This window comes from Gephyromycinifex aptenodytis (assembly GCF_012277275.1).
GTDB lineage: Bacteria > Actinomycetota > Actinomycetes > Actinomycetales > Dermatophilaceae > Gephyromycinifex > Gephyromycinifex aptenodytis.
The window spans coordinates 3,067,303-3,081,622 of the sequence record NZ_CP051155.1; the positions used below are offsets into that span (position 1 = coordinate 3,067,303).

The following is a 14,320-nucleotide window of genomic DNA, read 5'->3' on the forward strand; positions in this document are numbered from 1 at the left end:
GGGCGGCGCAGGCTCGGGCCTGGGATCACCTGAAGCGCTCAGATGGTCACGCCGGTGTCGAGGCGGCGCAGCCCTAGTTGGACTGTGCCCAGCGGCGTGCACCGGGAAGGGTCGCAAAAGTGCCGTAGGTGGCTTTGCTGCTGGACGGGCACACGTCCCACACGCCGCGGTAGTACGCCCGATTCACTCTGCGGATCGTATAGACGCGACCCGAGACGGCTCCGGTGACGACGTAGGTGTCGTTGTCGATTCGATGCATGACTACCCCCTGGTGACGCAGCCGGTGCCCCACACCGTGTGCCTGCCGTGCTCGGTAACTGCCTATCGGCCTCGGACGAGCGACCTGTAGAGATGTCGACCCCTCTTTTTGGTCGGGCGTCTCGAACGGTCGAACATCTCGGTGAGGCGGCATCAGCGGCTGAGGAGCTCCTGGATCCGGTCGAGGGTGAGGGCCGTCGCGCGCTGGGAGAAGTCGGGGAGGTCCGGGTCGGTGAACAGGTGACCACTGCCAGGGGTCACCCAGTCCTCGAACCTGGCACCGGAGGCGGTGACCGCGGCGCCCAGACCTTCCACCTGCGCGGGGTCGATCCAGTGGTCGTGGGCGAAGCGATGAACCTGCGTCGGTTGCCCCGGCCACGGCCGCGACGGGGCAGCTGCGTAGTGCAGGAGGATGACGGCTCGCGCGCGGGGCCGGCGCATAGCCAGATGCGAGGCAAACGCCGAACCGAGCGACATCCCCATCAGCACGGCATCGTCGCCGACCTGCGTCAACGGCTCCGCCAGTCGGGCCAACAACTGCGAGGGACCCACCTCGTCGCGGTAGGCGATGCCGCCGGCCTCATCCTGGAACACCTGCCCGTCGTAGAAATCGGGGGCTAGGACGTCGTGGCCGAGTGCGCGCAATTGATCGGCCAGGGCGTGCACCCCGGGTCGGCGCCCTAGCGCAGAGTGCAGCAGGAGGATGGAACTCATAACGTCATCCTGCCTGCTAAACCGATGTCAGATCGTCCCGGCGCCGGCGCAGCACGACGGCACCGATCATGGCCAGGAGCCCCCGCGAGGATGTCCGGTCGTGCGGGCCGCGCCACCGACCGGGACCGCCTAGGGTTCGAGAATGCCCACGCGACCTGACACTCTCCTCGTCGGCTGCGGTGACCTCGGAGCTCGGATCGGGCTGCGCCTGGCCGCGCGCGGCCGCACCGTGCTGGCTTTGCGTCGCCGCGCACATCTGGTGCCGGCGCCGCTGCTGGCCCGAGCGGTGGACCTGACTCGTGAGATCCCGCAGCTGCCGCCGGGTGACTTCACTCAACTCGTGGTGGTGCTCACCGCGGGGGCTCGCGACCCGCAGGCCTACCGCCAGGTCTACGTGGAGGGGATGCGGCGAGCGTTGGACGGCCTGGCCCGCAGTGGAGCGCTGCCACATCATGCCGTTCTCGTGTCCTCTTCTGCGGCTTGCTCGGGGGAGGGGGAGATCACCGAGGAGAGCCCCTCCCACCCGAGAAGTGCCACCGGCGCCGTGCTGCTGGAAGCCGAGGAGCTCTTCCAGGAGCGACTTCCGCACGGCAGCGTCATCCGCTTCGCGGGGCTGTACGGACCGGACCGCAGTTGGGTCACGGATGCGGTGCGCGCCGGGCGTTGGGGCGAGCATCGGTGGGTCAACCTCATCCATCGCGAAGACGCCGCCGAGGCGGTCGTGCACCTGCTGGAGCGCGAATCTCCCGAGCCGCTCTACCTGGGCGTCGACACCGAACCGGCCCCTTCGAGCGAGGTCTTGAGCTACGCCGCGAACCTCCTCCGGCTCCCCGGGCCGCCCGAACCCAGCACGCCGATCAGCGGCAAACGGCTGAGTAGCGCCCGCCTGCGGGCCACCGGGTTCACCTTCACCTACCCCACCTACCGCGAAGGGCTTCGCAACTGCGGCGAACACCGCCCCGCCCGCGGCTGACCCGCATCCCCAGGCAGGACGCGCTGCTACCTCGCGGGGGCTACCCGCGTGCCAGGAGCCGTCGCGATCGGGCGGCCTCGGCACGCCGGTCGTGTCTGTCCCTAGCGTTCGAGCCCCTGTTGTTTTCTGCCGTGGGCATCAAAAAACCGGACCGCTGGCGCGGCCCGGTTGTTTTGGTGCCCCCGTCGTGGCTCTCACGGGCGTTCGAGCCCCTGTTGCTTTCTGCCGTGGGCATCAAAAAACCGGACCGCTGGCGCGGCCCGGCTGTTTTGGTGCCCCCGGCAGGATTCGAACCTGCGCCCCCGCCTCCGGAGGGCGGTGCTCTATCCCCTGAGCTACGGGGGCCAGTACGACCCGTAGGTCGCTGGCACCGGAGCAGCTTAGCAGCACTCGCTGATGCGTTCCGACACCCGTGGTGAGACGGATGTCAGGCACCGGGGTTCCGGTTCGTAAACTAGGTTCCGTGACTCCTGAAGACCTCTCTGCCGCTATCCGCACCTGTCTGCTCGAGGCCGTCGACGCCGGTGAGTTCGCCGTCGATGTGCCGTCGGCGGTGCGAGTGGAGCGACCCAGAGGTCGCGAACACGGGGACTGGTCGACCAACGTCGCCATGCAGCTGGCCAAAAAAGCGTCGATGAACCCGCGTGACTTCGCCACCAAGCTGGCGCAGCGGCTCGAGCAGATCGACGGGATCGCCTCGGTCGACGTCGCCGGCCCCGGCTTCCTCAACATCACCCTCGACGCGGCCTCCGCAGGTGAACTGGCAAAAACGATCGTCGAAGCCGGTAGGTCCTTCGGACGCGGAGAGGCACTGGCCGGCCGCCGGGTCAACCTCGAATTCGTCTCGGCCAACCCCACCGGGCCGATCCACCTCGGCGGTACCCGCTGGGCCGCCGTCGGTGACTCCCTGGCCCGCGTGCTCGAAGCCGCCGGCGCCGCCGTCACCCGGGAGTACTACTTCAACGACCACGGCGCCCAGATCGACCGGTTCGCCCGCAGCCTGCTCGCCTCCGCCAAGGGAGAGCCCGCCCCTGAAGACGGCTACGCCGGGGGATACATCACCGAGATCGCCTCCACCATCGTCGAAAACCACCCGGGAGTCCTCGACCTACCCGACGACCAAGCCCAAGAGGTCTTCCGGGCCGAGGGCGTCGACCGGATGTTCGGCGAGATCAAAGAGTCGCTGCACAACTTCGGTGTCGACTTCGACGTGTTCTTCCACGAGAACAACCTGCACGACTCCGGTGCCGTCGAGCGCGCCATCGCCAAGCTCACCGAGCTGGGCCGGATGGAGGAACGTGACGGCGCAGTGTGGTTGAAGACCACCGAGTTCGGCGACGACAAAGACCGGGTAGTCATCAAATCCGACGGCGAAGCGGCCTATTTCGCCGGCGACATCGCCTACTACCTCGACAAACGCGAGCGGGGCTTCGACACCGAGATCATCATGCTCGGCGCCGACCACCACGGCTACGTCGGGCGCATGATGGCGATGTGCGCCGCGTTCGGCGACACCCCGAACGAGAACCTGCAGATACTCATCGGCCAGATGGTCAACCTCGTCAAGGACGGCGCGCCGGTGCGGATGAGCAAGCGTGCCGGCACCGTCGTGGTCCTGGAAGACCTCGTCGAAGCCGTGGGTGTCGATGCGGCCCGCTACTCCCTGACCCGCAACAGCACCGACAGCAACATCGACGTCGACCTGGATCTGCTGGCGCGCCGCACCAACGACAACCCGGTGTTCTACGTGCAGTACGCCCACGCCCGCACCTGCAATGTGGCGCGGCTGGCCCACGAAGACGGGGTGCACCGCGAAGACGGCTTCGACCCCTCGCTGCTCACCCACGAATCCGAAGCGGCCTTGTTGGCAATCCTGGGAGACTTCCCGCGGGTGGTGGCCCAGTCGGCCGAGTTGCGGGAACCGCACCGCATCGCGCGCTACCTGGAAACCCTCGCCTCCAAGTTCCACAAGTGGTACGACCAGTGCCGTGTTCGCCCCGCAATGAACGACGGCGAACTCGACGAGGTCTGCGACCTGCACCGCACCCGGTTGTGGCTGAACGACGCCACCCGTCAGACGCTGGCCAACGGACTGGACCTGCTCGGCGTCAGCGCCCCCGAGCGCCTGTGAACACCCAACCGACCGGGGACGAAAAACAATGAATATGCGCGCCCACGAGGCAGGTGCCCTGCACGCGGACGGTTACGGCGGGCCCCCGCAATGGCTGCCCTACCCCGGTGACGTCAACGCGCTGCTGCCCCAACTGTGGCCAGTCTCAGCTCGGCGAGAAAACGGCCGTCTCAACGTCGGCGGTGTCGACATGGTGGCACTCGCGCAAGAGTTCGGCACCCCCGCCTACGTCATCGACGAGCTCGATTTCCGGCAACGCGCCGCGGCTTTCCGCGACGACTTCAGCGCGCCCTTCAAAGCCCGCGGTGGCGGGGTGGACGTCTACTACGCCGGTAAAGCCTTCCTGTGCACCCAGGTCGCCCGCTGGGTGATGGACGAAGGCCTGATGCTCGATGTGTGCAGCGGCGGGGAACTCGCCGTGGCTCAACGAGTGGGCTTCCCAGGCGAGCGCGTGGAGATGCACGGCAACAACAAGTCCGCCGCCGAGATCGAGGCCGCCCTGGCCTACGGGGTCGGGCGAATCGTGGCCGACTCCTTCGACGAGATCGCACGCATCGCTGCCATCGCCCGAGACCGTGGCGTCGTGGCGCCGGTGATGCTGCGAATCACCGTCGGGGTGGAAGCCCACACCCACGAGTACATCGCCACCGCGCACGAAGACCAGAAGTTCGGCTTCAGCCTCAACAGCGGCCAGGCCGAGAGGGCAGTGCAGGCTGTGCTGGCAGAGCCTGATGCGATGCAGCTCGTCGGCCTGCACAGCCACATCGGTAGCCAGATCTTCGATGTCGCCGGTTTCGAGGTCGCCGCCGCGCGTCTGTTGCGGCTGCACGCCCACATCGCCGAGCGGTACGGCCAAGTGCTGGAGCACCTGGACCTCGGCGGTGGTTTCGGTATCGCTTACACCAGCGAGAACACCCCGGCCACGGCCGCGGACCTGGGCGCCGGGATGGCGGCCATCGTGGAACGCGAATGCGCCGCGGCTGGTGTTGCGATGCCTCGCATCTCCATCGAGCCCGGCCGGGCGATCGTCGGGTCGAGCACATTCACCCTCTACGAGGTCGGCACCGTCAAAGAGGTCGATCTCGATGGCGGGATGCGTCGGCGCTACGTCTCCGTGGACGGCGGCATGAGCGACAACGTCCGCACCGCGCTGTACGGGGCCGACTACTCATGCACGACCGTGAACCGGGAAAGCCAGGCCGGTCCGGCGCTGGCCCGGGTCGTGGGCAAGCACTGCGAAAGCGGCGACATCGTCGTCATGGACGAATACCTGCCTGCCGACCTGCACCCAGGCGATCTGCTGGCGGTGCCGGGCACCGGCGCCTACTGCCGGGCGCTGTCGAACCAGTACAACCACATTCCCCGCCCACCGGTGGTCGCGGTCCGAGACGGCAACGCTCGGGTGATCGTGCGTCGAGAGAGCGTGGAGGACATCCTCGCCCTCGACGTCGACTGATGTCCCGACAGGTCTCGATCCGCGCCGATCCTCCTCGCCCGGCCGGATCCAGCATCATGGGCGATGGACAGTCCCGTGATGCGGACCCGCGCCCGGCCGAAGGCGGCTTGGCGGGCAGGATAGAAAAGCCCTGGCGATTCGCGAACAGAGAGTGAAGGACTGGCAGTGAGCGCGATAGATGAAGGTAAGCCTCTGCGCGTCGCCCTGCTCGGGTGCGGTGTCGTCGGTACCTCGGTGGCCCGCCTCCTGACCTTGGGACGCGACGACTTCACGGCCCGGATCGGACGACCACTGGAGATCGTGGGGATCGCGGTGCGTCGCCTCGGACGTGACCGGAGCGAGACCGGGGTCGCTGAAGAGCTGTTCACCACCGACGCCGAAGAGCTGGTGACGCGCGCCGACATCGTCGTGGAGGTCATCGGCGGCATCGAGCCGGCCCGCAGCCTGATCCTGCGGGCGTTCGAGCACGGCGCAAGCGTCGTGACGGCTAATAAGGCGCTGCTGGCCGAAGACGGCCCCACCCTGTACGCGGCGGCCGAGAAGCACGGCGTCGACCTCTACTACGAAGCCTCGGTGGCCGGGGCCATCCCGTTGCTGCGCCCGCTGCGTGAGTCGCTGGCCGGCGACGACGTCACCCGAATCCTGGGCATCGTCAACGGCACGACGAACTACGTGCTGGACAAGATGGACTCCACCGGGCAGGGCTTCGACGAGGCCGTTCAGCAGGCGCAGGCGCTCGGTTACGCCGAGGCCGACCCCACTGCCGACGTGGAGGGATTCGACGCGGCAGCCAAGGCCGCGATCCTGGCCTCCCTGGCGTTCCACTCACGGGTGACCGCCGCCGACGTGCATCGCGAAGGCATCAGCGAAGTCACCGCGGCCGACGTGCGCGCCGCCGCCGACATGGATTGCGTGGTCAAGCTGCTGGCGATCTGCGAGCGTGTGCCCGGCGCCGACGGCCTGCCGGGGATTTCGGTGCGGGTGCACCCCGCGATGATCCCTCGCACGCACCCGCTGGCCGGAGTTCGTGAGGCCTTCAATGCCGTCTTCGTCGAGGCACGGGCTGCCGGGTCGTTGATGTTCTACGGCCCCGGCGCGGGCGGGGACCCGACGGCCTCAGCGGTCCTGGGCGACATCGTCGCGGTGGCCCGGCATCGGGTCGGTGGCGGAGTCGGCCCGCGCGAATCTGCCTACGCAGACCTCCAGGTCCTGCCCATGGGGCAGGCGCTGACCCGCTACTACATCAGTCTGCAAGTACACGACCGTCCAGGTGTGCTCGCCCAGGTGGCTACCGCGTTCGCCGCCCACGAGGTCTCCATCCAGCAGGTGCGCCAACAAGTGAGCCAGCGCCAGGACGAGCAATCCCAGGGCGGCGCCGAGCTGGTCATCGTCACCCACACCGCCTCCGACGAAGCGCTCGCCGCAACGGTCAACGAGATCTCCGCGATGGACATCGTGCGCGGAGTCACCTCCGTCATGCGGGTGGAGGGCGAGTGAACCACCCAGCTTCCCTGCACCCCGGTGCAGCCGTCGACGTCTTCGTCCCGGCCAGCGCAGCCAACCTCGGCCCGGGCTTCGACTCCTTCGGGTTGGCGCTGGGGGTGATCGACAGCTACCGGATGCAAGTGCGGGACGAGCCGGGTCTGGTCGTGGACCTCGGAGTGAACGGCCAGGGGGTGCCGACCGACGAGCGGCACCTGGTGGTGGCCAGCATGATGCGGGCTTGGCGTGAACTGGGGATCGCGGCGCCCGCAGGCTTGTCCCTGACCTGCCGCAACGTCGTTCGGATGGGGCGGGGGATGGGCAGTTCGGCTGCTGCGATCGTGGCTGGAGTTGCTGCGGCGCAGGCCCTGGCTTCGCCGTCGGCGCAGCCAGGCAGCCCGGACGGGACGAGCGTTGAGCTCGACCTGGAGTTCGTGAACGACCTGGCCAGCGCGTTGGAAGGGCATCCGGACAATGCCTCGGCGAGTGTGTACGGAGCAGCGACGCTCTCGTGGGTGGATTCCCAAAGCGCCCGCGTGGACGGCGACACGCTGCACCGCGTACACAGCGAACGGCTTGACGTGCATCCCGATATCGAGCCTGTCGTGCTCGTCCCGCAGATTCAGTTGTCGACGTCCACGGCGCGTGCCGTGCTGCCCGAACAGGTTCCGCATGAGATCGCCGCGCTCAATTCGGCGCGAGCCGCACTGCTGGTCCTCGCGTTGACGGCTCGGCCCGAATTGCTCCTGCCTGCCACCAGGGAATGGCTGCATCAGGAGCAACGTCGGGTCTCTCTAGGGGGTGCGATGGAACTCGTGGACACGCTGCGTTCGGCAGGCTTTGCCGCCGTGATCTCGGGTGCAGGACCCAGCGTCCTGGTGCTCACCACCTGCGACCGGGCAGGTGAAGTTGCGCCGCTGGTGCCTGAATCGTGGTCGGTGTTGCGGCCCGGAATCCCCGACGGCGGAGTGCATGTCTCTCGTGCTACATTGGCAATGCCTCTCAAGGAGAGCACGACCATTTGCTGACGTTTCGTCACCGGTCGTGTCGGGTGAATCCGCTCCGACGCTTGTCACGGCGTGTCGCCATCCTCTCCGATCCGGGCACCTAGCCGCATGATCATCACCTCTGGTGGGTAATGCCCAGCAGAATCCGGGTGAGCATCAATACCCCTGTGCGGGTATCTGCGGCTCCGACGTCGCCGACGAGTTCGTCCTACCTGGGCGTGGCAGTCGGCCTGACACTCCCACCTTGCGTCGCCGACCAACGGCGCCGAGGGGAAGGATCCTTCGTGACCGAAACCACCGAGCTGGCCGGCGCTGCGCCCAAACGTCGTGGCCTCACGGCAATGCGCCTTGCCGAGCTGCAGGAGGTCGCCGCCGGGCTAGGTATCTCCGGCACGGCCAAGATGCGCAAGGGCGATCTCATCACCGCCATCCGTGAACGACAGGGCGGGGCCTCATCCGCGCCCTCCTCTGCTCCCGAACCCAGCAGTGCGCCGCCGGCTGCCCAGCAGCAGAGCGCCCCCGAGACCCAGAGTGCGCCTCCCGCACGCAGGCGTCGCGCTACCGCCAGTTCCGGGGCCCCGGAGCCGCGTACGGCATCCGAATCCCGCTCGGACATCCAGGCGCCCCGCGAGCAGTCCGCCCGCGAGGCCGTTGATGCTCTCGAGCAGCGTCAGGGCCACGGCAGCGACAACGCCGGTCAGCGTGAGCAGCGCAGCGACAGCCGTAACGACGGCGGTCAGCGCAATGACAGCCGCGACAACGGCGGTCAGCGCAACGACAGCCGCGACAACGGTGGTCAGCGCAACGACAACCGCGACAACGGCGCTAGCCGTAACGACGGCGGTCAGCGTGAGCAGCGCAGCGACAACCGTAACGACGGCGGTCAGCGTGAACAGCGCAACGACAGCCGCGACAACGGCGGTCAGCGCAACGAAAACCGCGACCACGGCGGTGGCCGGGACAACGGCGGTCAGCGCAGCGACAACCGCGACCACGGCGGTGGCCGGGACAACGGCGGTCAGCGCAGCGACAATCGTGACCACGGCGGTCAGCGTGAGCAGCGCAACGACAACCACGACCACGGCGGTAACCGCGACAACGGCGGTCAGCGTGAGCAGCGCAACGACAACCGCGACAACGGCAGCAACCGCGACCGTAACGGGGGACGCGATAACCGCGACGACAACCGCGGACGTGACGATGACGAGCGCGGTGGCGGTCGTCGACGTAACCGTCAGCGCAGCCGGGACCGCAAACGCCGCGGTGGCCGCATCCAGGGCGGCTACGACGAGCCGAGCACCGACATCGACCAGAGCTACTCCGAGGACGACGTGCTCGTCCCCGTGGCCGGCATCCTGGAATTGCTGGACAACTACGCCTTCGTTCGCACCAGCGGTTACCTGGCCGGTCCGAACGACGTCTATGTCCCGATGGGCATGGTCAAGAAGCACGGGCTGCGCAAGGGTGACGCTGTTACCGGTGCCGTCCGGGCGCTGCGCGAGGGTGAGCAACTGCCTCCGCGTCAGAAGTTCAACGCGCTCGTTCGTCTGGACACCGTCAACGGGGCCAGCCCCGAGGAGAGCAAGAATCGGGTCGAGTTCGGCAAGCTCACCCCGCTCTACCCGCAGCAGCGCCTGCGGTTGGAGACTGCCTCCAACGTTTTGACCACGCGCATCATCGACCTGATCGCACCTATCGGTAAGGGCCAACGCGGCCTCATCGTCTCTCCGCCCAAGGCCGGTAAGACGCTGATCCTGCAGGCCATCGCTAACGCGATCACGGTCAACAACCCCGAGGCGCACCTCATGGTGGTGCTTGTCGACGAACGGCCCGAAGAGGTCACCGACATGCAGCGCACCGTCAAGGGCGAGGTCATCGCCTCCACCTTCGACCGCCCTGCCGACGACCACACCACGGTCGCCGAACTGGCGATCGAACGTGCGAAGCGCTTGGTCGAACTCGGCCACGACGTCGTTGTGCTGCTGGACTCGATCACCCGCTTGGGGCGCGCCTACAACCTGGCAGCCCCGGCCAGCGGACGAATCATGTCCGGTGGTGTCGACTCCTCGGCGCTCTACCCGCCGAAGCGCTTCTTCGGTGCCGCCCGCAACATCGAGAACGGCGGTTCCCTGACGATCCTGGCTACGGCGTTGGTGGAGACCGGCTCGAAGATGGACGAAGTGATCTTCGAAGAGTTCAAGGGCACCGGAAACATGGAGCTGCGGCTCTCGCGTCAGCTCGCTGACCGCCGGATCTTCCCCGCCGTCGACGTCAACCCCTCGGGTACGCGACGTGAGGAGATCCTGCTCGGCGCCGACGAGCTGAAGATCATGTGGAAGCTGCGCCGCGTGCTTGCCGCACTCGACCAGCAGCAGGGCATCGAATTGCTCGTGGACCGTCTCAAGAAGACCAAGAGCAACGCCGAGTTCCTGATGATGATTCAGCAGACCTCGAACATCCGTCTGGACGACGAGGACTGACACGCTCGATCACGGTGACGGCGGGGCCCTCAGGGCCCCGCCGTTTTCGTGTGCCGATCGGATACCTCATGAGGGGCCTCGAGGCGCCGAACAGCAGCCTGGGTGGCGAACGCCGCCCGTGTCGGTCATTGGGGGAGTGCGCCATGAGGGGACCGCGAACGGTGCTGATCGCTGACAGTGATTCGATGCTGCGCGCCTTACTCGCTGCCCGACTGACCGAGGCGGGTTATGCGGTGGATCCGGTCGCTGACGGCGAGCAAGCCTGGACCTCGATCGTGGAGCACGACCCCGACCTTGCGGTCCTGGACATCGGGATGCCGAGTGGGTCGGGCCTCTCCGGGTTGGAGCTGCTGCGCCGAGTCAGAGACGACGAACGAACCAAGAACCTGCCGGTCATCCTGCTCGGCTCGCCACGGGTCGATGAGCAGCTCGAAGCCGGGGTGGCCTGCGGTGCTACCGATGTCGTGCGGAAGCCGTTGAACGGTAGGGACCTGGTGCGCCGCATCTCGCGGCTGCTGGGGCCCGCGCGGGTCAGGATCTGACCGGGGCGCCACCTGCGGCGAGAGTGCGCAGCGGACCTGTTCAGCCGATGCACCCGGGGTCGGAATGAGCGGAGAAGCCCAGCGCGTTTCACACGCACGTTCTGCCTCTGGCACAATGTGAGGTCGGCCCCGGTTCACGCGCGACGCTCCGCCACGCGACCCGGCAGCCCCCGAGACTCAAGGAGAAGCACCGTGCAAAAAGACATTCACCCCGAATACGTGACCACTACGGTCACCTGCACCTGCGGCAGCACGTTCACCACGCGCAGCACCGCCACGAGCGGCGTCATCAACGCTGACGTCTGCAGCCAGTGCCACCCCTTCTACACGGGTAAGCAGAAGATCCTGGACACCGGTGGTCGTGTCGCACGGTTCGAGCAGCGCTACGGCAAGAAGGCTGCCAAGTAGCACCTTGTACACGCCGGCCCATCTTCACGATGGGCCGGCGTCGTCGTATCACGTGCCGATTTCCATCCTGCCGAAGGACGCCCCATGTTGGAATCCGCAGCCCCGCTCGTCGCCGAGCACGCCGAACTGGAGAAGCAGCTCTCGGACCCCGAGGTGCTCAGCGACCAGAATCGTGTGCGACGGATCAACAAGCGATATGCGGCCCTGACCCCCATCGTCGCTGCCTACGAGGAGCTGCTCCGGCTGGGCGATGATGTGGCAGCCGCCACCGAGATGGGCGCTGAAGACGCCTCGCTGGCCGCCGAAGTGCCCGCATTGACCCAAGCCCGGGATGCCGCCGCGCAGAAGCTGCGTCTGCTGCTGCTGCCGCGTGACCCCGACGATGACCGCGACGTCATTTTGGAGGTCAAAGCCGGCGAAGGAGGCGAAGAGTCAGCGCTGTTCGCCGGTGACCTGATGCGCATGTATCTGCGATATGCCGAACGCCGGGGCTGGAAGTGCGAGGTGCTGGAGGCCACCGAGTCCGACCTGGGCGGGTTCAAGGACGTTCGCATGGTCGTCAAGGGCAAGGGAGTCCCGCAGCCGGGCCAGGCCCCGTGGGCGCGACTGAAGTACGAAGGCGGAGTGCACCGCGTGCAGCGGGTGCCGGTGACCGAGAGCCAGGGGCGTATCCACACCTCTGCGGCCGGGGTGCTGGTGCTGCCGGACGTCGAGGACGAGGGCGAGGTGGAGATCGGCCCCAACGATCTGCGGGTCGACGTCTATCGCAGCTCGGGCCCCGGAGGGCAGAGCGTGAACACCACCGACTCCGCGGTGCGCATCACACACCTGCCGACCGGCATCGTCGTCTCCTGCCAGAACGAGAAGAGCCAGCTGCAGAACAAGGAATCCGCTTTGCGGGTGCTGCGAGCCCGGCTCCTGCAGGCCCAGCGCGATGCCGCCGAGGCCGAGGCCAGCGCAGCCCGGCGCAGCCAGGTACGCACCGTGGACCGCAGCGAACGCATTCGCACCTACAACTACCCGGAGAACCGGATCGCGGATCACCGCACCGGCTTCAAGGCGTACAACCTCGATTCGGTACTCGACGGCGATCTCGACGCCGTGATCATGTCAGCCATCGACGCTGACGAGGCTGCGCGGATGGAAGCGCTCGGCGAGGCCTCGGCGTGAGCCAGGGAGCGCGGCTCAGCGATGCGGTCGCGCTGGCAAGGCATCGATTGCGCAGCGCCGGAGTGCCTTCCCCCACCTCCGATGCACTGGCCCTGTTGGCCCACGCCGCCGGGGTCACCCCCGGCGAGGTGGAACGCCGCCGGATCCTGGGGCGCACCCTCACCCAGGATGAGGCCGCCCGATTCGCCGAGGTGCTCAACCGCCGGTGCGCCCGCGAACCGCTGCAGCACATCCTGGGACGCGCCCCCTTCCGAGGCCTGGAGCTTGCGGTGGGGCCAGGGGTGTTCGTGCCGCGACCGGAGAGCGAGAGCGTGGCGGGCATCGTCATCGAGCACCTCAACGAATCGCCGTCGCTGTCTAAACCGCTGGTGCTGGATCTGTGCACCGGCTCGGGCGCCATTGCATTGGCGATCAAGGATGAGGTTCCCCGCGCTCGTGTAGTGGCCGTGGAAGCCTCGCCGCAGGCCCTGGTGTGGGCCAGACGCAACGTCCAGGAGTCAGGGCTGGCGGTGACGCTGCGGGAAGGCGACGCCGGCAGCGCGTGCCCGGAGTTGAACGCACAGGTCGACGTCGTGGTGAGTAACCCGCCCTATATCCCGCCGGGCGCTCGCCCGCTGGAGGTCGAGGTGGCTGAGTACGACCCGCAGATGGCGTTGTACGGGGGAGGGGATGACGGCCTGCTCCTGCCGCGGCGCATCATCGAACGCGCGGCCGAATTACTGCGCTCTGGCGGACTGTTCGTCATGGAGCACGCCGAGGTGCAGAGTGAGTTCCTGCTCGCTCTATTACGCGGCGACCAGCGTTGGGCCGGGGTGGTCGATCAGATGGACCTCACCGGACGCCCTCGGGCCCTGACGGCTCGGCGTGTGCGTGAGCCGGGCACACGGCTTCTAGACTCGACCCCATGAGCCCGGTCATCGACTGCACCGACGAAGAGGGCCGCGAAGGCGGAATCGCTGCTGCTGCTGCCGCGCTGCGCGCTGGCCAGCTCGTGGTCCTACCCACAGACACCGTTTACGGGGTGGCTGCGGACGCTTTCGACGAAGACGCCGTCGGCGCGCTCTTGGCCGCCAAGGGGCGTGGCCGCGAGATGCCGCCGCCGGTGCTCGTCCCGAGCAAACGCACCGTCGACGGTTTGGCCACCCAGGTCCCTGCCTACGCCAAGCGCCTCATCGAGGCGTTCTGGCCGGGGGCTCTGACGATCATCGTGCGCGCGCAGGCCTCCTTGATGTGGGATTTGGGGGAGACCAACGGCACGGTCGCGCTGCGGATGCCTGACGACGAACTCGCGCTCCTGGTCTTGTCCGAGACGGGACCGTTGGCGGTGACCAGCGCCAACCGCACCGGCTCCCCAGCTGCTCGCACGGTGGTGGAGGCGGCCACCCAGCTGGGCCCGGCGGTAGAGGTCTACCTCGACGGCGGCCCGTCGGCAGGCGGGCAGGCTTCCACGATCGTGGACTGCACCGGAACTGAACCTATCGTCCTGCGCCACGGCGCAATCCCCGACGAGGAGCTTTTCGCCGCCCTCGAAGACCCGCCCGAACCGGTCGACGAGTCGCTCTCGGAGTCACCGGCCCCCGCACCGGACGAACTGCGCCCGAGCGCGGATCCCGTCGCCCACGACGCGCCGTCACCCGCCAGCGAGCCCTCGGACGAGGCTTCCGGGCCGGGGCAGGAGCGTTGACCCGCGCCGAGCGGG

Annotated in this window: 13 protein-coding genes and 1 tRNA gene; 11 read left to right on the plus strand and 3 right to left on the minus strand. The window is 67.8% G+C overall.

From position 1 onward, the window contains the following. Nucleotides 1-73: 73 nt before the first annotated feature. Both G9V96_RS13185 and G9V96_RS13190 read right to left on the minus strand, forming a co-directional pair. Nucleotides 74-259 carry a hypothetical protein gene (locus G9V96_RS13185; protein ID WP_168583440.1) on the minus strand — a complete coding sequence of 62 codons (186 nt, stop codon included), beginning with the start codon at nucleotides 257-259 and terminating at the stop codon, nucleotides 74-76. A gap of 152 nt (nucleotides 260-411) precedes the next feature. After that, on the minus strand, nucleotides 412-972 hold the full coding sequence (locus G9V96_RS13190) for a dienelactone hydrolase family protein (RefSeq protein WP_168583441.1): 561 nt from the start codon (nucleotides 970-972) through the stop codon (nucleotides 412-414). Nucleotides 973-1,114: 142 nt separating this feature from the next. On the opposite strand from G9V96_RS13190, the gene G9V96_RS13195 reads away from it, so the two are divergent. After that, complete coding sequence (locus G9V96_RS13195; protein ID WP_168583442.1) at nucleotides 1,115-1,945, plus strand: Rossmann-fold NAD(P)-binding domain-containing protein; 831 nt, start codon at nucleotides 1,115-1,117, stop codon at nucleotides 1,943-1,945. Nucleotides 1,946-2,215: 270 nt separating this feature from the next. On the opposite strand, the gene G9V96_RS13200 is transcribed toward G9V96_RS13195, so the two are convergent. Further along, nucleotides 2,216-2,290 (minus strand) — tRNA-Arg (locus G9V96_RS13200). Between the two features lie 118 nt (nucleotides 2,291-2,408). Here G9V96_RS13200 and argS point away from each other — a divergent pair. From argS to G9V96_RS13250, 10 genes are all read left to right on the plus strand, one after another. Continuing rightward, nucleotides 2,409-4,076, plus strand: a complete 1,668-nt coding sequence (gene argS / locus G9V96_RS13205; protein WP_168583443.1) for an arginine--tRNA ligase — start codon at nucleotides 2,409-2,411, stop codon at nucleotides 4,074-4,076. Nucleotides 4,077-4,110: 34 nt separating this feature from the next. Beyond that, a complete protein-coding gene (gene lysA, locus G9V96_RS13210) occupies nucleotides 4,111-5,532 on the plus strand; it encodes a diaminopimelate decarboxylase (RefSeq protein ID WP_168583444.1) in 1,422 nt (473 codons plus the stop codon). Nucleotides 5,533-5,697: 165 nt separating this feature from the next. Continuing rightward, nucleotides 5,698-7,029 carry a homoserine dehydrogenase gene (locus tag G9V96_RS13215; protein ID WP_404861422.1) on the plus strand — a complete coding sequence of 444 codons (1,332 nt, stop codon included), beginning with the start codon at nucleotides 5,698-5,700 and terminating at the stop codon, nucleotides 7,027-7,029. Then, entirely contained in the window at nucleotides 7,026-8,042 is a 1,017-nt protein-coding gene (locus G9V96_RS13220; protein ID WP_168583445.1) for a homoserine kinase, read from the plus strand. Before G9V96_RS13215 ends, G9V96_RS13220 begins: the two co-directional genes overlap by 4 nt. Nucleotides 8,043-8,305: 263 nt before the next feature. Further along, nucleotides 8,306-10,501: a transcription termination factor Rho gene (rho, locus tag G9V96_RS13225; RefSeq protein ID WP_449727778.1), complete on the plus strand. Its 2,196-nt coding sequence runs from the start codon at nucleotides 8,306-8,308 to the stop codon at nucleotides 10,499-10,501. 143 nt (nucleotides 10,502-10,644) lie between these two features. Continuing rightward, nucleotides 10,645-11,043, plus strand: a complete 399-nt coding sequence (locus tag G9V96_RS13230) for a response regulator (protein ID WP_168583446.1) — start codon at nucleotides 10,645-10,647, stop codon at nucleotides 11,041-11,043. 192 nt (nucleotides 11,044-11,235) lie between these two features. Beyond that, on the plus strand, nucleotides 11,236-11,451 hold the full coding sequence (gene rpmE / locus G9V96_RS13235; protein ID WP_168583447.1) for a 50S ribosomal protein L31: 216 nt from the start codon (nucleotides 11,236-11,238) through the stop codon (nucleotides 11,449-11,451). A gap of 84 nt (nucleotides 11,452-11,535) precedes the next feature. Then, on the plus strand, nucleotides 11,536-12,621 hold the full coding sequence (gene prfA, locus G9V96_RS13240) for a peptide chain release factor 1 (RefSeq protein WP_168583448.1): 1,086 nt from the start codon (nucleotides 11,536-11,538) through the stop codon (nucleotides 12,619-12,621). Next, the gene (prmC, locus tag G9V96_RS13245) at nucleotides 12,618-13,529 is read left to right on the plus strand and encodes a peptide chain release factor N(5)-glutamine methyltransferase (protein ID WP_168583449.1); all 912 of its coding nucleotides are present in this window, start codon (nucleotides 12,618-12,620) and stop codon (nucleotides 13,527-13,529) included. The genes prfA and prmC overlap by 4 nt, the downstream gene beginning before the upstream one ends. Continuing rightward, on the plus strand, nucleotides 13,526-14,305 hold the full coding sequence (locus G9V96_RS13250; protein WP_168583450.1) for an L-threonylcarbamoyladenylate synthase: 780 nt from the start codon (nucleotides 13,526-13,528) through the stop codon (nucleotides 14,303-14,305). The genes prmC and G9V96_RS13250 overlap by 4 nt, the downstream gene beginning before the upstream one ends. Nucleotides 14,306-14,320 lie beyond the last annotated feature (15 nt).